This is a genomic window from Methylosinus sp. RM1, assembly GCF_011378635.1.
In the GTDB taxonomy this organism is placed as follows: Bacteria; Pseudomonadota; Alphaproteobacteria; order Rhizobiales; family Beijerinckiaceae; genus Methylosinus; species Methylosinus sporium.
The window spans coordinates 32,001-50,150 of sequence record NZ_WOVC01000004.1 but is presented as its reverse complement, the minus strand read 5'-3'; the positions used below and the strand labels follow the sequence as shown (position 1 = coordinate 50,150).

General features: G+C 68.3%; 10 protein-coding genes and 1 tRNA gene. 4 read left to right on the top strand and 7 right to left on the bottom strand.

Features of this window, described 5'->3' with window-relative positions; all coding sequences use genetic code 11:
* Positions 1-214 precede the first annotated feature (214 nt).
* Positions 215-1,411 (bottom strand): DUF2336 domain-containing protein, encoded by a 1,197-nt coding sequence (locus FMZ75_RS03560; RefSeq protein WP_166141338.1) that lies wholly within the window; start codon positions 1,409-1,411, stop codon positions 215-217.
* 167 nt (positions 1,412-1,578) lie between these two features.
* Here FMZ75_RS03560 and FMZ75_RS03555 point away from each other — a divergent pair, with 167 nt between their 5' ends.
* From FMZ75_RS03555 to FMZ75_RS03545, 3 genes are all read left to right on the top strand, one after another.
* Complete coding sequence (locus FMZ75_RS03555) at positions 1,579-2,295, top strand: aldolase/citrate lyase family protein (RefSeq protein WP_166141456.1); 717 nt, start codon at positions 1,579-1,581, stop codon at positions 2,293-2,295.
* Positions 2,296-2,477: 182 nt separating this feature from the next.
* Positions 2,478-4,943 (top strand): YfhO family protein, encoded by a 2,466-nt coding sequence (locus tag FMZ75_RS03550; protein WP_166141337.1) that lies wholly within the window; start codon positions 2,478-2,480, stop codon positions 4,941-4,943.
* Between the two features lie 70 nt (positions 4,944-5,013).
* Positions 5,014-5,958, top strand: coding sequence for a hypothetical protein (locus FMZ75_RS03545; protein ID WP_142862822.1), 945 nt, complete (start codon positions 5,014-5,016; stop codon positions 5,956-5,958).
* Between the two features lie 113 nt (positions 5,959-6,071).
* On the opposite strand, the gene FMZ75_RS03540 is transcribed toward FMZ75_RS03545, so the two are convergent.
* Positions 6,072-7,076, bottom strand: a complete 1,005-nt coding sequence (locus FMZ75_RS03540; RefSeq protein WP_166141336.1) for a TorF family putative porin — start codon at positions 7,074-7,076, stop codon at positions 6,072-6,074.
* A gap of 311 nt (positions 7,077-7,387) precedes the next feature.
* A complete protein-coding gene (locus FMZ75_RS03535; protein ID WP_166141335.1) occupies positions 7,388-14,749 on the bottom strand; it encodes an apolipoprotein acyltransferase in 7,362 nt (2,453 codons plus the stop codon).
* A gap of 374 nt (positions 14,750-15,123) precedes the next feature.
* Here FMZ75_RS03535 and FMZ75_RS03530 point away from each other — a divergent pair, with 374 nt between their 5' ends.
* On the top strand, positions 15,124-15,465 hold the full coding sequence (locus FMZ75_RS03530; RefSeq protein ID WP_108915430.1) for an Hpt domain-containing protein: 342 nt from the start codon (positions 15,124-15,126) through the stop codon (positions 15,463-15,465).
* Positions 15,466-15,470: 5 nt separating this feature from the next.
* On the opposite strand, the gene FMZ75_RS03525 is transcribed toward FMZ75_RS03530, so the two are convergent.
* From FMZ75_RS03525 to FMZ75_RS03510, 4 genes are all read right to left on the bottom strand, one after another.
* On the bottom strand, positions 15,471-15,698 hold the full coding sequence (locus FMZ75_RS03525) for a hypothetical protein (RefSeq protein WP_108915616.1): 228 nt from the start codon (positions 15,696-15,698) through the stop codon (positions 15,471-15,473).
* A gap of 98 nt (positions 15,699-15,796) precedes the next feature.
* Positions 15,797-16,876, bottom strand: a complete 1,080-nt coding sequence (locus FMZ75_RS03520; protein ID WP_166141334.1) for an SGNH/GDSL hydrolase family protein — start codon at positions 16,874-16,876, stop codon at positions 15,797-15,799.
* Between the two features lie 36 nt (positions 16,877-16,912).
* Positions 16,913-17,737 (bottom strand): bifunctional 2-polyprenyl-6-hydroxyphenol methylase/3-demethylubiquinol 3-O-methyltransferase UbiG, encoded by an 825-nt coding sequence (locus tag FMZ75_RS03515; RefSeq protein WP_166141333.1) that lies wholly within the window; start codon positions 17,735-17,737, stop codon positions 16,913-16,915.
* 209 nt (positions 17,738-17,946) lie between these two features.
* A tRNA-Leu gene (locus tag FMZ75_RS03510) sits at positions 17,947-18,031 on the bottom strand.
* Positions 18,032-18,150 lie beyond the last annotated feature (119 nt).

Below are 18,150 nucleotides of genomic sequence, written 5' to 3'. Positions count from 1 at the left end.
GTGAGGACCATGCGCGATTCCTCGCGCGTGCTCGATCTGCTCGAAAATCCGCGGGGTCGCTCCGCTGATCGACGCCGAGAACGATCGGGCCGCGCAATAGTACGAAGGCTATGGCGCGTCGCGTCTTCTCGACGCGCCTCTCTCGCTCATGCCGCCCTTCTCGGTCGTCCAGAAAGCTCTGAAGCAGGAGAGTTAGCGCGCCGCCGCCCCACCCTCACGCCGCGACGAGCAGCTGCGCCTCCAGCGCCGCCATATCGACGAGCGACTCTTGCGTCAGCGCCGCAGCCGCCTCGCGGGCGTCTTCGCGCAGCGCCTCGGCCTCGAAGCGGCGCAGCAGCGCCATCAGCCGGCCCAGCTCGCCGCCCTTGATCCCGTCGCAAGATGTCAGCACGCGCTGCACCATCGCCAGCGACAGACGCGCGCCGGACGGCGCCCCCGCACAGCCGAACGCCCTCTGCGACTCCAATGCGGCGCGATAGGCCGGCAGAAGATTGGCCGGCATTCCCGCGCGCGCATAGAGCGCCGCGAAGCCGGCGCCGTCGAAATCGCGCGTCAGGCCGGCGACCTTCTCCTCGTCGAGGCCGGACAATTCGGCGAGCGTCGCCTCGAACAACGCGCGATTGCCCGAGAGCAGCGCACGCAGAGCGAGGCTCGGCGTCAGCCGCGCCTTGCGCCGCAAATGGCCGACCAGCATTCGCACGCCTCTTCGGCCCTCGCTATCGTTCGCCGTGGCGGCGATGACGATATTGGCCTTGTCGCGCGCCTCCTGCATGATGCGGCGCGTGCGCTCCGGCGACAGCCAATCGCGATCGAGCACGAAGGAGGCGAGGCTCGCGGCCGTCGCCTCGACGAGATCGACGCGCACCGCCGCAGGCAGAAAGGGGCGGGAGAGCAGCGCCTCGCGCAATTGCGCATCATCGCCGAACCGCTCGATCATGCGGCGCATGGCGAAGGCCGGCAGCTCGGCCCCCGGATTGACGGCGAGCGAGATCAACGCCTCGCAGGCGCCGATTTCGGCGATGGCCGAGGCGAGGCCGGTGGGCACATGGGCGCGCAGCGCAATGGCGCTCTGCGAAAAGACGTCGCCGACAGCCGCGCAATCGATGAGCTCGCTCTCGCCGAGCAGCGGCGAGCGCGACAGCACCATGGCCGCAATGTCCGACTGATCATTGGCCAGCGCCGAGACGATGCAATGCGGGGCGTCGGGCGCGCTGGCGAAGACCTTGGCCAGCGCGCGGCGCACCAGCGGCGACGGATCGTCGAGCAGAGCGGCGAGGACCGTCTCCGCCTCGCGCTTCATCGGCGCGTCGAGATCGCTGACGAGATAGGCGCGCGCCAAGGCGGCTGCGCCTTCCACTCTGAGGGCCGTCGGCGCGGTTTGCGCCCATTGCAGAAAATTTCTTACGATCATCGGCGCTCTGGGCTTTTCTCGACGGCGCTTCCAATGCCGAACCGGGGTCCGCTTCGGCGGGAAGCGCTCTATGTGCTCGACCGGACTTGACGCGTTCCTGTCGAGAATCGCGACTTATGGTAAATGCCCGCTTAAGATCACGGCGGCGAATGGCGGATGTATCGAAGATGCGCTCGTTTTTTCTCGTCGCGCCGCGCGAGGAGGCCTTCGCCGCCGCGCTCGCCAGCGGCGCCGACGCCATCGTCCTCGATCTTTGCGACTCTGGCGAAGCTTCGCGGAGCGGCGCCGCGGCGCTGATCCGACGTCCGCGCCCGCCCGGGCTGCGGCTCTACGCGCGCATCGCGGCGCTCGACAGCGCGGCCATCGACGCCGATCTCGCTTCCGTCGTCGGCGCGGGCGCGGATGGGATCTTTCTGCCGCAGGCCTGCGGCGGAGCGAGCGTGCAGCATGTGTCCGCCAAGCTCGCCGTGCAGGAGGCCGAATGCGGCCGCGCCGACGGCGCGACCCGCATCGTCGCTCTCGCCACGCAGACGCCGGCGGCGATCTTCGTTCTGTCCAGCTACGCCGGCGCCTCCGCCCGCCTCGAGGCGCTCGCCTTCGACGTCGAGCCGCTGCGCCGCGCGCTGGGCGCGGAGCCGCACAGCGCGGCGGCGAATGATCCGGCCTCGCCCGTCTCGGTCGCGCGCGCGCTGCTGCTGCTCGGCGCGGCGGCGGCCGGCGTCGCGGCGATCGACGCGCCTTTCGCGGCCATCGGCGATGCGGAGGGCCTCGTCGCGCAATGCCGCGCCGCGCGGCGCGACGGATTCGGCGCCAAGCTCGCTGTGGACGCCGCACAAATCCCAGCGATAAACCAGACTTTCGGCGAGGCCCCGCCTGCGCTATAGAAGGCCGCGCCCGAACGCATTCATCATGAGTTCATGAAAGTGAAATCAATCTGAGCGGGAATTCGAGCGCAGCGTCGTCGCCGAGCGACGCGCTCCCGCCCGGACATCCCGCTCTCGAGAGTGAATTGCCGTCGCGCGACGCCGCCGATAGCCGGCTCGCGATGGTTCAGACAGGTTCGAACATGTCGATCAGCGACCGCCCGCTCGGCCTATCGGGCGCCGAGGACTCCCCGCTCGCGCTCAGCGAAACGCGCCGGGCGCTCGCCGGACCGGACGCCCTCCACGCCCATATATGGGCGCGCCGCGACGCCTTCGCCGCCCTCGCCGGCCTCATGCTGTTCATCGCTCTGGCGGCGGGCCTGTGGCTGGCGAGCGGCGCGGTGGTGCCCTGGGATTCGAAAAACCATTTCTATCCCATGTTCCGCTTTCTCGGCGAGGCGCTGCGCCGGGGCGACGTGCCGCTCTGGAATCCCTATCATTTCGCTGGACATCCCTCTGTCGCCGATCCGCAATCGCTGATTTTCGCGCCGACCTTCTTCCTCTTCGCGCTGCTGCGTCCGGCTGCGACGATGCAGGAGTTCGATGTCTTCGTGCTGGCGCATCTCCTGATGGGCGGCGCCGGAATATTGGCGCTCTGCGCGCGGCGCGGCTTCGTCCCCACGGCCGCCGTTCTGGCGGGGATGATCTTCATGCTGGGCGGGGTCGCGGCCTCGCGGCTCCAGCATACGGGAATGATCATCTCCTACAGCTTCTTCCCGCTCGCCCTGCTGACGCTGGAGATCATGCTGGAGAAGCCGCGCCTGCTCTATGGCGTCGGCTTCGGAATTCTCGCCAGCCTGATGGCGCTCGGTCGCGATCAGGTCGCCTTTCTCTTCTGCCTCGTGCTGATCGCTCGACTGCTCTATGCCGCGGCCGTCTCCTCCCGGCCGCTGGATTATCTGCTCGGCCGCTGGCCGGCGCTGCTGGCCGCTGGCGCGACGGGCGGCGCGATCCTCGCCGTTCCTGTGCTGCTGACTCTGCAATTTCTCGCGGCCTCCAACCGGCCGGGCATCGCCTTCGGCGTCGCTGCGGCGGGCTCGCTGGCGCCCGTCAATCTCGCCACTCTGCTCGCGCCCGACATCTTCGGCTCGCTGAACAAGAGCTATGATTATTGGGGCCCGGGCTATGACACCATGGCCGCGCCGGACTGGACCGACCGCGCCATCGACTATCTCTTCATCGGCGCCGCGCCCGTCGTTCTGGGCTTCTGGCACGGGCTCGCCGGCGGGCGTATCTTCGCCGAGGAGATGCGCTTTTTTCATTACATGCTCGCCGCCGCGCTGATCTATACGCTCGGCCGCTGGACGCCCGTGTTTTCCGCCATTTATGATTTCTTTCCCGGCGTGTCGCTCTATCGCCGGCCGGCCGACGCGGCCTTCGTGCTCAACGCCGGCTTCGCGCTCAGCGCCGCCTATCTGCTGCATCGCTATGTCGCTCACGGCGCGCCGCGGCCGTTTCAGAAAATGCCGCGCGCGCTCGCCCATGGGCTTTCTGCGGCGGCCGTCGGCGCCGCCCTCGCACTGATCCTCGGCGGGCTGGCCTTCTCCTTCGCCCATGGCCATGGCGCGGAGTCGCTCGTCGCCGTAGCCGCATCTCTCCTCGTCGCCGGCGCGGTGGCCGCGGCTCTCGTTCTCGGCGACAGATTCGCGAGGCGCGGCCTCGTCGCGTTTCTGCTCGTCGCCGCCACCGGGGGCGAGCTGCTGTGGCGCAACGCCGCCGATCCGCTGAACGCGGAGCCGGCGACGCGCTATTCCATTCTCGACGACGCCTCGGCCGCCGAGCGCGGAGCCATCGCCGCGCTGCGCAAGGACATTTCCGAGCGCGCCGCCAAGGGCGAGCGTCCGCGCATCGAAATTCTGGGCCTGCCCGGCGGCTGGCAGAACGCCTCCATGATTCTCGGCCTCGAGGACACGCTCGGCTATAATCCGCTGCGCATCGCCGATTATGAGCGCGCCGTCGGGCCGGGCGACAACGCCGTCGACCCCAATCTGCGGCATTATCCGGGCACGTTCCGCGGCTATAAATGCAAGCTCGCGCGGCTGCTCGGCCTCGATTATCTGGTGCTCGGCCGCCCGCTCGCGCGTATGCCGCGGCATATGCCGCGCCCCAGCGCCTCGCCGATCTTCGTCTCCGACCAGATCTATGTCTACAAGCTCGGCCGCGCCGCGCCGCGCGCCTATTTGGCCACGCATGTGGCCGGCGTCGATTCCGACGCGGCCATCGCCGAGGACGACATCCCCGATTTCGACGGCGCCCGCGAGGCGCTGGTCGATCTGGCCGATCTGCCGCGACTCGATCCCGCCCTCGCCGGCGCGGTCGCGACCAGCGCGCCGGACGGACGAGCGACGATCGTCTCCTATGAGAACGACCGCATTCTGATCGATGTCGAATCGGAGCAGGATGGGCTGCTCGTCCTCCATGATCTCTATTATCCCGGCTGGGAGGCGCGCGTGGACGGCGCGCCGGCGCCGATCGTCAAGGCCAATATTCTGTTCCGCGGCGTGCCGATGGCCAAGGGCCGCCATAAGGTGGAATTCCTATTTCGGCCGTTTTCGCTCGCCAATCTCGGCTCCGCCGCCTCCACCCTGCTCGACCATCGGGAGGAGTGACAGGGCGGACGGCGGGCGTCACAATGGACGTCGAAATCGGGCGCTCGCGCCCGCCCCTCAGATGCGGCGCATGAAGTCACCAATCCTCGTCACTCTCGCAATGCTCCTCGCCGGCGGCGCGGCGGCGCAGACCCTGGCCCCGCCCGCCCAGCAGAAGGGCCGCTCCGTCAAGCCGGGCGTCCCCGCGCCGGCGCCCGCGCCGACCGAGGAGGAAAAGCCCGCCGCCGGCGCGACGCTGCGCCTCTCGGCCGTGCTGACGCAAAACGATTCCTTTGCGATTCGCAGCGGCGTCGTCTGGCGCATTTTCGAAGATTCGTCGCAGCCGGACGGCGCCCGCAAGCTCGTCGCGGAATCGCGCGAGGCGAATTATTCCGGGCAATTGCCGGATGGCGCCTATATCGTCCACGCCGCTTTCGGCCTCGCCGGGGCGACGCGCCGCATCGTGATCGACGGCCGCAATGTCAGCGAGCGGCTGACGCTCAACGCCGGCGGGCTGAAGCTCATCGACCTTCTGGGCGACACGCAGCTTCCGGCGCAGCGGCTCGCCATTTCCATCTATGTCCCGGAGCGGGGAAATTCGGAGGCGAAGCTGGTGCTCGCCAACGCCCGTTCGGGCGAGATCATCTCTCTGCCAGAGGGCGCCTATCACATCGTCTCGACGCTGCTCGATGTGAGCCAAGGATCGCAGGGCGACAATAATACGACCAATTCCGTCGTCACCGCCGATCTGCGCGTGCCGGCCGGCAAGGTCATCGAGGCCACGCTGCGTCACCGCGCCGCGACAATGACCTTGAAGCTGGTCAAGACGCCGGGCGGCGAGGCGCTCGCCAACACTTTTTTCTCGGTGCTGACGCCGGGCGGCGACGTCATTCGCGAATTGATCGGCGCGTTTCCGTCGCTGGCGCTGGCGGAGGGCGAATATGTCGCCATCGCGCGCCGCGAAGGCAAAACCTTTCAGACCACTTTCAAAGTGACCTCGACGCAGGATCGCGACGTCGAAATATCGGCGCAGTGAGACGCGATCGGCCCCAACCTTACCCGACTCTTCGAGGCTGCGGCGCCGCCAACGCAAAAAAAAACGGACCCGCAGGTAGCGGGTCCGTTTCGTTGCAAGGCGTCGGCGCAGTCTTACTTGAAGGTGGCCGAGCTGAAATCGACCGACAGCGACGCGACGAAGCGCGAGCCGCACCAGCTCGACGAGCTCTGGCCGGTGAGAGTGTTCAGCGAAGCCATCAAATTGCCCGACGGGTCGGAGGTGTTGAGGAAGCAGCCCGCGCGGGTGAGGTTCGAGTCATAGTAGCGCAGGTCGAGCGTCACCACGTTCCAATTATAGGAAGCGCCGACGTTCCAGGTGTTGTAGCTGGCGAATTTGAAGCCCTTGGTGCCGAGAACGCCAGTCGACAGGAAGGCGTAGTCGGGGTCGATATAGCTGCCGCCATAGCTCGCGTCGGACATGCCGAGATAGTAATGGCCGAAGGCGCCGGAGATCGACAGGCCCGAATAATCGGTATTGGCGAAGGGAGTGACCTTCGCATTGATCTCCGAATAGAGCGCATGCGCGTTATAGCGGTTCCAATTCGGCGCATAGGCCAGCTGACCGCCGAGCGTCAGATAGTCGTTCAGCGCCCAGCTCGGCTTGAAGTAGATCTCGATATAGCTCGGATCGAAAGCCGTGGTGGGCAGAGCGGTGTAGGAATTCTTGAAGGTCGTCACCGGAATCGCGCCGCCGATGAACCACTGCTGATGGTTGCTCGGATAGGCGTAATAGACGGCGCCGAAGTCCAGCGTCAGCGGACCCCAGGTCGGACGAATGCCGGCGGAGATGTCGACCTCGGCCAGCGGGCTGGTGGCCAGCGTCACATTGGTGGCGGCGAGGCCCGTGTAGAACCAGCCATAACGCAATTCGCCATAGACGCTGCCCGCGGGGCGGTGAGCGCTATTGGAGATGCCGCGGACGATATAGTCCGACATGAATTTCGCGCCATAGGCGTAGTCGAAACCGGCTCCGAGAAAATCGACATTGGGCTCGGGCAGGGCGATCAGAGGCTTCGCCTCCGGCTTGGCGGGCTCCGCAGCAAAGGCGGGCGCTGCGAGCGCGAAGGCCGCCACGCCGGCGAGTAGAATTGATTTCATCGTCTTAGGCTCCCCGATACTGGAATCATCCTCGGTTGCGATTGTTGCGACAAAGCCCTTAGGCACTCAAGCGGAACAGGGAAGCAATTGCCTACGTCTCGAGCAAATCGGGAGAATCGACGCGTTTTCTGTGACGAGAGTGGCGAAAATGTCACATAGCTGGTCTGGAAGACGACAAATTTTGTCGAAATGGAACAAGAAATGGCGCGTTTGCGCCGGTCGCGCGTCTCGCCGACCGACGAGACACGAGATCCGCGATAGGACGAAATATCGCCGGCGCCCAACTCTTGGGCGCCGGCGGCGAAGATTCGCTACTCGAAACGCCCCGCCGCATGGCCGAGCATGGTGTAGACCTTGCCGGCGTCGGAAGTGAGATAGCCGCGCGTCAGCGCGCCGTCGCGATCATTGCGGCTGGTCTCGGCGACGAGCCGCTCGAACTCCTGGACGTAATGATCGACGGTGGCGTGGAAATCCGCGTCGACGCGATAGCGGCGGCGGATTTCCTCATAGGTCTGCTGCCCTTGCGCCGTGTAGAGCCGGCGGGTGAACAGGCCTTTTTCGCCGCGCTGGAAACGGTCCCAGAATTCGCCCACCGCGGCGTGATCGACCATGCGGGCGATATCGAGCGTCAGATTGTCCAGCGCGCCGGAGGCTTTGGCTCTCCCGGGGGCGGCGCTCACGCGCGGCGCGGGCGCTTCGTCGCGCGAGGCGCGCGCCAAGAGATCGGAGAGCCAGCCGTCCTCCGTGGCGGAGGCCGCGGGCCGCGCCGCGGGAGCGGGCGGCGGCGCGGGCTGAATGGCCCTCGCGCTACGCGGCGCCTCCTCGCGCGGGGCGCGGCTGGCCCAGCTCGGCTCGGGCGCGCGCGGGGCGGGAGCCACGACCGGCGCAGCCGGGGGCGCAGGCGGAACCGGCGCGACGGCGGCCGGAGCCGGCGCTTCGAAGCCGCGCCGCGCCGGAGCGGCGGGCGCCGGAGCCGGCTCGGCGATGTCATAGGCGCGGCCCGAGCGCGCGACGATGTCGGTCAGCTCGTTGAGCGCCTTGACCTGCTCGCCGACGACGCGGCGCAGCGCGGCGGCCTGCTCGGCCGTCTCGCGCGGCAATTCCTGTGCGCCGCGTCGCAGCTCGGCGCGGGTCTGCTCCAGCTCGCTCTGAATCTGCGCGGACATGCCGCGGATCTCATTGGCCGCGGCCGCGAATTTCTCCGTCGCCCGGCCGAAGATATCGGCCAGCTCTTCATTGGCCTGCTCATAGGCCGAGCGCAGCGCCGCGGTGGTCTCCTCGCGTTCCCGAGAGGCGGCGTCGCGCACGGCGGAAAAGCGCTCGTCGACGAGATCGGCCGTCTCCTGCGTCGATTGGGCGATGAAGCCGCCGACGTCGCGGGCGCGCTCCTCGACCCGCCGGAAATTCTGCTCGACGAGGCCTGAGAAATTGGCGACCGCCTCCTCGAAATCCCGGCGCTTGTCCTCGACCAGCAGCACGAGATTTTCCAGCGAGAGGCGGCGCGCGTCGAGCGCGGCGTCGAGCTCGGACTGGCTCTGCGCCAGCCGCTCGGCGCTCTGCGTCAGGCTCTGCTGATGCGTCTCCATCGCGCCGACGACCGAGCCGGCGTCGCGCATGACGCCGCCCGACACTTCGCCGATCTGCGCGATATGCTGTCCGACCGTCTCGATCGCGCCCTGGAACTCGCGCAGCTTACCGCCGAGCTCCCTGTCGAGATTGGCGAGATTGCCGCCGGCCGTCGAGATGATCGTCTGCAGCGAGGAATTGGTCTCGCCGAGCCGGTCGAGCACTTCGGGCAGCTCGGCGCGCAGCTTCTCATTGACGTCGAGCAGCGCGCGCACCGAACCCCCGGCGCCGTCGGCGAGAGCTTTCTTCAGCTCTTCCGCCGATTGGTCGATCGCCGCCGCCAGCTCGACGCGCTTCTCGCCGAGATGCTGCACGATGGCGGAGCCGCGGCTCTCGATCGCATGGGCGACCAGCTCGCCGACATTGGCCAATTCGCGCGTCACCTCGCCGCCGCGATCGCCGAGCGTCGTCTGGATCTGCGTGAGGCGCTGCTCCAGCGTCGAGCTGATCTCGCCGACGCGCTCGGTCAGCGCCTGGCCGAGATCGCCGGTGCGGGCGTGCAGAGTGGTGTCGAGATCGCGCCGCGCCGAGGCGAGGGTCGCGTTGATCTCCTCGATGCGGGCGTTGATCGTCTCGACGACGACGCGGCTGCGCTCGCCGATCTCGCCGGAGACCGCGTCCAGACGGCCGACGACATTGTTCTCGAAGACGCCGATGCGTCCGTCCAGCGTGCCGGCGATTTCTTCCGCGCGGCCGCCGAGCGTGGAATTGATCTCTTCCGCCTTGGAGGAGAGCGTCTCGGTGAGCTGGGTCGAGCGGGCGAGCAGCACCGCGTCGATGTCCTTGACCTTCTCGTCGAGCGAGCGAATGACCTCGCGGCCGCCCTCGCCCATGGCGCGCGCCACCTCGACGGCGTGACGGGCGAGCGTTTCCTGAAAGGCCTTGCCAGCCGAGTCGAGGCCGGAATCGACGCGCCCGACCAGCGCGTCTATGCGGTCCGCGGCCTGCCGCGTACGGGAGTTGGAGACGGTCTCGAAGCTCTCGATCTTCGACGACATGACCGCGGCGATCTCCTCGGCGCGGGCGCCGAGCAATTCGACCAGCGCCGTGCCGTCGCCGGAAATCGTCTTGTCTATGGCCGCGAGCCGCTGGCCGACATCCTCCGACAGTCGCTGCGACTGATCGCCGATGCGTGCCGCGATCTCTTCGGCGCGTTCCGCCAGACGATCGGCCAGCGCGCCGCCTTCCTGCACGATGGCGGCGTCGATCGCCGCCAGCCGCTCCGACAGAGCCGCCGCGAGCTGCTGCGAATGCTCGCCGATCTGCGCCGCGATCTGGCCGCCCTGATGGCGCAGCCGCTCGTCGAAAGCCGCGAGCTGCTCCTCCACCCCGCGCGTGACGCCGTCGCCGCTCGCCGCCAGCGCCGCGACCAGCGCGCCGCCGCGATCGACGATGGTGGTGTCCACCGCCGAAAGCCCTTCGGCCAGCGCCGAGGCGAGCTGCTGCGAGCGCTCGCCGATCTGTGCGGCGAGCTCGCCGCCCTGATGGCGCAGCCGCTCGTCGAAGGCCGCGAGCTGTTCCTCCACACCGCGGGCGACGCCGTCGCCGCTGGCCGCCAGCGCCGCGACCAGCGCGCCGCCTTGATCGATGATGGTGGTGTCCACCGCCGACAGCCGCTCGGCCAGCGCCGCCGCGAGCTGATCGGAATGCTCGCCGATCTGCTCGGCCAGCAGATTGCCGCGATTGCGCAGCGCCTCGTCGAAAGCGGCCAATTGCTCGCCGACGTCGCGAGTGAAGCCCTCGCCATTGGCGGCGATCGCCGCCACCAGCGCCGCGCCCTCGTTGACGATGGCGGAATCGACCGCGGTGAGACGCTCGGTGAGCTCCGCCGCCAGAAGCTGCGAATGCTCGCCGATCTGCGCGCTGAGCTCGCCGCCGCGATTGCGCAGCGCCTCGTCGAAGGCGGCCAATTGCTCGCCGACGTCGCGGGTGAAGCCCTCGCCATTGGCGGCGATGGCCGCCACCAGCGCCGCGCCTTCGTTGACGATGGCGGAATCGACCGCGGTGAGACGCTCGGTGAGCTCCGCCGCCAGAAGCTGCGAATGCTCGCCGATCTGCTCCGCCAGCCGCTCGGAATGGCCGCGCAAGGTCTCGTCGAGCGCGACGAGGCGGTCGGCCACATCGCGCGAGAGCCCTTCGCCGCCGGCCGCGAGAGCCGCAGCCAGCGCGCCGCCCTGATCGATCGCCATCGCCTCGAAAGCAGCGATGCGCGCGGTCAGCGCTTCCTCTATGCGCTCGCCCTGTGTGGCGATGGCGAGAGCCGCCTCGCTGGCCGTGGCGGCAAAACGCTCCTGCAGCGCGGCCGATTGCTCGGCGAGCGTCGTCGCCACATCGGCGACGCCCTGGGCGAGGCCGGCCTCGAGCGCGGCGCCGCCATCGGCGAAGGCCGCCTCGGCGCGGCTCCGCGTCTCGTCCAGCGTGCGCGAAACCTGCGCGGTCGCCTCCTCCAGCGCGTCCAGCCGTCCGACCAGCACGCCGTCGACCCATTCCGCCTGCTCGGTGACGCGGGCGACGACGTCGCCGCTCTGCCGCACGACCTGGTCCTCGAAAGCGGTGAGCCGCTCGGAGAGGACAGTGGCGATGCGATCCGAATTTTCGGCGACGCGGGCGGCGACCTCGTCGCCATGGCGCACCACCGTCTCCTCGAAGGCGGCGAGGCCCTGGGAGAGAAAGGCGCCGATCTCGTCGCCGCGCTCGACCAGCCGGGAGACGGTCTCGTCGCTGCGGCCGGCGATGCGCTCCTCGAAAGCGGCGAGCCCTTCGGCGACGGCATGGCCGATCTTCTCGCCCTGATCGAGGAAGCGCGTCGCGGTCTCCTCGCTCTGCTGGACGACCGCCTCGCGAAAAGCCTCGAGCCCGCCGGCGACGGCCGCCGTGGCGCGCTCGCTCTGCTCCTCGAGCGTGGAGAGAGTCGCCTCGTGCTGCTGCGAGAGCCGATCCTCGAATGCGGCGATGCCTTCCGCCACGGCGAGGCCGATGGCGTCGCCATGAGCGGTGAGCCGCGCCGCGGCCTCCTCGCTCTGGCCGAGCACGCGCGTCTCGAATTTGGCGAGCCCTTCGGTGACGATGCCGCCGATCGAATCGCCGTGAGCGACGAGACGCTGTGCGATATCCTCGCCCTGGCCGGCGATATGCGCCTCGAAGGCCGCGAGACCTTCGGCGACGGCGGCTCCGATCGCCTCACCCTGGACGACGATGCGCTCGGCCGCCTGCTCGCTCTGGCCGAGGACGCGCTCTTCGAAAACGGCGAGGCTCTCGGAGAGGGTCGAGCCGATCGCCTCCGCATGGGCGGCGAGACGTTCCGTCGCTTCGGCGCTCTGGCCGACGACTCGCGCCTCGAAAGCCGCGAGACCTTCCGTCACCGCCGCGACGATGCCGTCGCCATGGCCGACGAGACGATCGGCGACCGCCTCGCTGTGGCCGATGACCCGCGCCTCGAAAGCCGCGACCCCCTCCGAGACCGAAAGGCCGATGCGCGCGCCTTCCTCGATGAGACGTTCGGCGGCCGAGAGGCTCTGGCCGGAAATGCGCTCCTCGAAAGCGGCGAGCCCCTCGGTGACGGCCGTCCCTATGGCGTCCGCATGGGCCGCGAGCCGCGCCGCGACATCCTCGCTCTGGCCGGCGACGCGCTCCTCGAAGGCCGCGAGACCTTCGGTGACGGCGGCGCCGATCGTATCGCCATGCGACGCCAGACGATTGGCGACATCCTCGCTATGGCCGACGACGCGCTCCTCGAAAGCGGCGAGGCCTTCCGCCACTGCGGCGCCGACGGCGTCGCCATGGAGAACGAGCCGCGCCGCCACATCCTCGCTGTGGCCGGTGACGCGCTCCTCGAAGGCCGCGACGCCCGCCGCGACGGCGGCGCCGATGGTCTCGCCCCGCGTCGAAAGACGCTCGGCCGCTTCCTCGCTGCGACCCGCCACGCGCTCCTCGAAAGCGGCGAGGCCGGCGGCGACCGCCGTGCCGATCTCCTCGCCCCGGGTGGAAAGACGCGTCGCCACTTCCTCGCTGTGGCCGATGACCCGCTCCTCGAAAGCCGCGAGGCCCTCCGCCACTGCGGCGCCGATCGCCTCGCCATGGGCGGCGAGCCGCGAGACGGCGTCCTCGCTTTGGCCCGCGACGCGCTCCTCGAAGACGGCGAGGCCTTCCGCCACCGTCTGGCCGAGACGCGCGCCTTCTTCGGCGAGACGCGCCGTCGCATCGGCGCTGCGCAGCGCCACGCTCTGCTCGAATTCCGTGACGCCCTGCGTCAGCGCGGCGCCGATGCGCTCGCTCTGCTCGGCGAGGCGCGTGGCGATCTCGCCGCCCTGGACAACGACATTCTCCTCGAAGGCGCCGAGACGATCGGCCAAAGTCTCGGTGACGCGGTCGCCATGCGAAGCGATGGCGGCGATCGCCTCTCCGGCCACAGCGGCGAAACGCTCGTGCAAAGCCTCGGCCTGCTCGGTGAAAGCGCCGGCGCTGTCGGCCAGAGACTGCGCGAAACGCTCGTTGAGGCCGGCCCCATGCGCCGCGAGCTCGCCGCTGGCGCGCTCGCGCGTTTCCTCCAGCAATTCGGCGAGGCGGTCGCCCGCGGACTTGAACGCCGTTTCCGTCGCCGCCACTTTGTCGGCGAGCTGGGCGGCGAGATTTTCGGAGGCGGCGAGCAGCGAACGCTCGATCGCGCCGCCATGCGTCTCGATCGCCTCGTCGACTCGCCCGCTCGTCTCGGCGAGACGATCGACGAAGCTCTCGCCGCGCTCGCCCACCGCCTGCACGAGATGGCCGCCGATGGAATCGAGCCGCTCGACGACGAAGGCGCCGCGGCTCTCGAAATCGCTCGCCAGCGCCTCGCCGCGCTCCTGGAGCTTGCGGTCGGCCTCGGCTATGCCGTCGGAGAAGCGCCGCGTGACCTCCTCGGAGGCCAGATTGAGGCTGGCGGCGATCGTCTCCCCGGCGGTGGAGAGACGCAGAACCATATCCTCGCCGCGCGTCGACAGCGTGGAATTGAAGCCGTCGCCGACATGCTCCAGCGCCAGACGAATCTCCTCGCCCTTGGAGCCGAGCGCGGCGGTCACGCGGCCGCCGGCCTCGCTCACCGTCTCGGCGAGATGGGAGGAGGTCGATTGCAGCTCCGCCGACAGCGATTCGCGCGCGCCGAGCAAGGCCGTGCGGGCGTTGTCGGCGTTGACGAGAATCGCCTCGCGCTCGCGGGTCAACTCGTCGATGAGCACGCGAATGCGGCGCTCGTTCTCGGAATAGGAGCGCTCGAGATTGGAGACCTCGGTGCGCACGATGATCTCGAGCTCGCTGGCCCGCGCCAGCGCGCGCTCTATGCCGTCGCCCATGGAGGCGGCTTCGCGGCGGATCGCCTGCGAGAGCGTCACCATCTGCTCGGTGGCGATGGTCTCCGGCTCGATCAGCCTGATCGCCACCTCGGCCATGGAATTGGCGACCTGCTTCATCTCATGGGCGCGGCGCGCCATCACGCCGGTCACGAAGATGAAGACGATCGGCGCCAGAAGCGCCAGCAGCGTCAGCACCGGCTTGGGCGCGAGGAAGGAGCCGTTCTCGCGATCGAGAATCTCGCCCTGATTGAAATAGACGAAGAGAGTCCACAGCGCCGCCCAGGCGGCGATGGAGAGGAAAGTGTAGCCCAGAATGGCGGTGTTGGGACGGACCTGCAACGCGGCGCGCAGCTCGCCGATCGTCTGGCGATCGTCATTGGCCGGCGCGCCGGCCGGGGCGACCGGAGGCTTGGCCGAGCCGCGAGCGGCCGCCGGCGCGACGCCTTCCGCCGGGCGAGACGCGGCCTCGCGCCCGTCCTGGCGACGCGACGGCAAGCTGAAATTGAAGCCGGGCGCGGTCTTGCCTTCGCCCTGGCTCTGGCCCTTGCCCTTCGCCACGCCCTTATCCGCGGGCTCGGCGCCCTTGTCGGCCGGCGACGCGGCTTTCTCGCCCGCCTCCGTCACGGCCTCGGCGCTGGACTCCAAGCCCAGATTCAACGCCTCTTCGACCGCCGACAGCGCAGCGATAGCCGCGTCCTGGGGCTTGCCCGATTTCGCCATCGTCACCTCTCCGAGCGGTCATGGTTCCGCTTTATGACGCCGCTCACCTTACTTTGCCGTTCACATCGAGCAGAAAAGATTAACCAAATATTACCGCCGTCGGCCCGCAAATGAAACGGGCGTCGGCGGCCAAACGAAATCGTCGTTAACGCGATTGGAGGAAGATGCTTCGGCTCCGGCCTGGAGCGGAGCACAACCGGCGATCTGGAGCCTGGCCGGAAAACCGAAGCAATGCTTACATTGAATTGATTCGTATGAGAATACGACGCCCCATCGGACCCGGCGAGCGCATTCGCCGCGGCCCGTTGCGCGGGCGCGGCGCAATCCACAGGAAAAGCATGGCTTTTCCCGCAGAGACCGATCGGAGACGTAGAATGACGGATGGCGCCGGCCCGGAGAATTCGAGAGCGGCGATCGACTGGGCGCATCTTTCCCGCCAGACCATGGGCGACGTCGCGCTCGAAGCCGAGTTGCTGGCGCTGTTCGCGACCCAGGCCGCCGAATTCAGCGGCAAGCTCGCCGCCGCCGCCTCCGACAAGGCTCGGCTCGATCTCGCCCATACGCTCAAAGGCGCGTCGCGCGCCATCGGCGCCTTCCCGCTCGGCGATGCGGCGGAAGACTATGAATCCGCCATTGCGGAGCCCCCGCGGCTGCGGGCGTTGGAGGCGCGCCTCGCCGAGGCGCAGCAGGCGATCGCGTCCCGCCTGAAGCGCTGAGGCGTTCAGAACTGGCCGCCGTCGATGGCGCGCACTTCGGCGGTGGAGGGCGCCCTAATGCTGGCGTTGAGCTTGCGCAGCATGATGAGGCATTGCTCCTTGACCTGCTCGTCGCGGACGGAATCGGCGACTTTGGCGAGGTGGCAGAAGGCGATAGCGCGCTGAGAGACGATATCCTCATATTCGGAAGGGTCGCTCAGATCGACAGTATGGTCACTCGTCTCGTCGGACATGAATGGCGGCGCCTCTCTCTGGTTCGTCGCATCGGCGCGGCGGACACTGCCGCCCAATTGTGGTCGCGGCTTGGCCGAGAAGGACGGAAATACCTGGCCTATCTTGAGCTTTGCTTTGTAAAACTCAGACGGAGCAAGAGAAAAGCCAGCCAGCGCCGCCAGAAGGACGGACGCCAGAAAACGGCTCCGGCGATCTGGAGCGTCTGATCGCCGAAGGGCGCGCCCGGCTCCGCCGGCAGCAGCGTCGGTTCCTGGGGCAGAGCCGCGAGGGCGCTCTCGTCGTCGGGCATGGCGACCTCGAGATCGCTTTCGGCCCAGGGGCGTCGGCGGGAGTAATGGAGAAGAATGAGATTGGGCACGATTTCGCGCATGTCCGATTGCGCGGTCCGCGCATAGGCCCGCCCGCCGGCCGCGACGCGATAGACGCCGCTGTCCTGCGTGGAGCGCAGCAGCAGCCCGGCGAGCCGGCCGCGACCGGGCCAGCGGCTCGCGCCGGGCCGGGCGAGCTCGAGAAAGCTCCCGGAGAAAACCGTCGATGCGATCTCGATGCGGCGGCAGCGGCCCGAGGACTCGGCCGCGCTCGCCGGGACGTAATCGATGGAGGGCGGATGAAGGCGGCCGGCGCGTGGAACGCGAATGCGGCCGCCGGAGACGGCGTCGGCCACGACTTTCGCGCAGCGCAGCGACGCCTCGGCGGTCAGATGATGCGGATCGACGAAATCCTCGGGACGCACGCGCCCGAGGATCGTCTCCAGCGTCGGGCAGCGCGCCATGCCATGGGCCTCGGCGACGCGCTGATAGATGCGCTCGACGCGCCGAACATTGGACGCGACGCGCGCGCGTCCGCTCGGGCGCGGATGCAGGCACAAGAACAGCAGCGGCACGCCGCGCAGCGCGCAAAACTGCGCGACGCCGGCGAGCGCATCGTGAATCAGCGCCGTGGTGACGAAGCCCGCATCCAGCAGGATCATGTCGTTGAGCGCATATTCGAAAACGACGAGATCGGGCGCGGGCTCGCCGCGGCGCTCCGCGTCCTGAAGACGCGAGAGCCCATAGAGCGAGCCGACGGCGCCGAGAAAGCGGTTGACGATCTCATGTGCCGGCATGAGGCCCTGCAATTGGGCGGCCCAGCCGAAATAGACGCCGGCGTTGGACCCGCCGAGCAGCAGCACTCTCATCTCGCCATCCCGCCTCGCCGATCCGCTCGCCTCATACTATGACCTGCGCGCGAAGATCGAGACGGCCGGGCCGTAGACATGGTCGGGTTCGTCGTGGTTGGTGCGAATATCGTCGAAGCCGAGCGCCCGCAGCGCGGCGATGAGATCGTCCTTGTCGAGCCAGCGATGATCGTCGCGCATCCCGCCGCAAAAGGCCGGATTGGACTGCGTCTTCACATAGCTTCGCGGATAGGCGCGCACGACGACGCCGTGAAAGGAATGTTCCTCGGGGACATCGGCCATCACGCTGCGGCGCGGATCGGAGACCGGCATCGCCTCCGAGACGACATGCGTCCAGATGAAGACCGCCGAGGCGCGCTGCGCGATCAGCTCCAGCAGCCGCAGCGGATCGTGCTGATGATAGAGCACGCCGGAGGCGACGATGAGATCATAGCTCTTGTCGGTCTGCTCGAGCCATTTGACGAAATCGCCGAGCCAGAAGCGCGCCTTCCGCAGGCCCAAAATCTCCTTGGCGACGAGACAGCGCATGAAGGCGAGCTGATTGGCCTCCACGGCGTCCACCTGCGCGCCCGCATTCTCCAGCATATAAGTATGGCCGGCCTCGAGCGGGCCGAGCTCCAGCACCTCGCGCCCCTCGAGCGCGCCGAAACAGTCGATCGCCCAGAAAATCCGCTGGTCGTAATAGGTCGGGACGATTCCCGCCGTCACGCCGAAAGCCTCGGGGAAAGCGGTGCTCCACCCCGGAATGGCGTCTATGGCGTTCTGATGCGTCGGGAGCGCGTCGACATAACGATCGAATGTCTGCGTCTTGCGGTCGAAAATTTTCAGCAATCTGTCCAAACCGAATGCGCGACCCGACATTTTTCGATCCCAACCGGATTTTTCGAGGCCGCTTTCGGCCGAACGGCGCCGCAGGCGCTGCTCCGGCAGCGCGCGGACATGTCTATCCCGTCGCCATGGCGCGCCGGTCTTTTTCTGGAAAAAGGGGGCTCTCGCTCGGTCCAGAGCGATGCGCGGCCGGAGCCTCGCGTCGAAAGCCGAACGATGAGAAGCCTCCGCAACGAGAGGCTTGGTGCGGTCGAGAGGACTCGAACCTCCACTGGTTGCCCAACTAGCACCTCAAGCTAGCGCGTCTACCAATTCCGCCACGACCGCGCCGGGGCTCCTTGGTCGAAACCAAAGCGCCGGCAGGCGGCCCGTCTAACAAAAAGCCTCCCCCATGACAAGGCGTTCTCGACGCCGCGAGCGGGATTTCGAGAAAAGGGCGGCCGGCC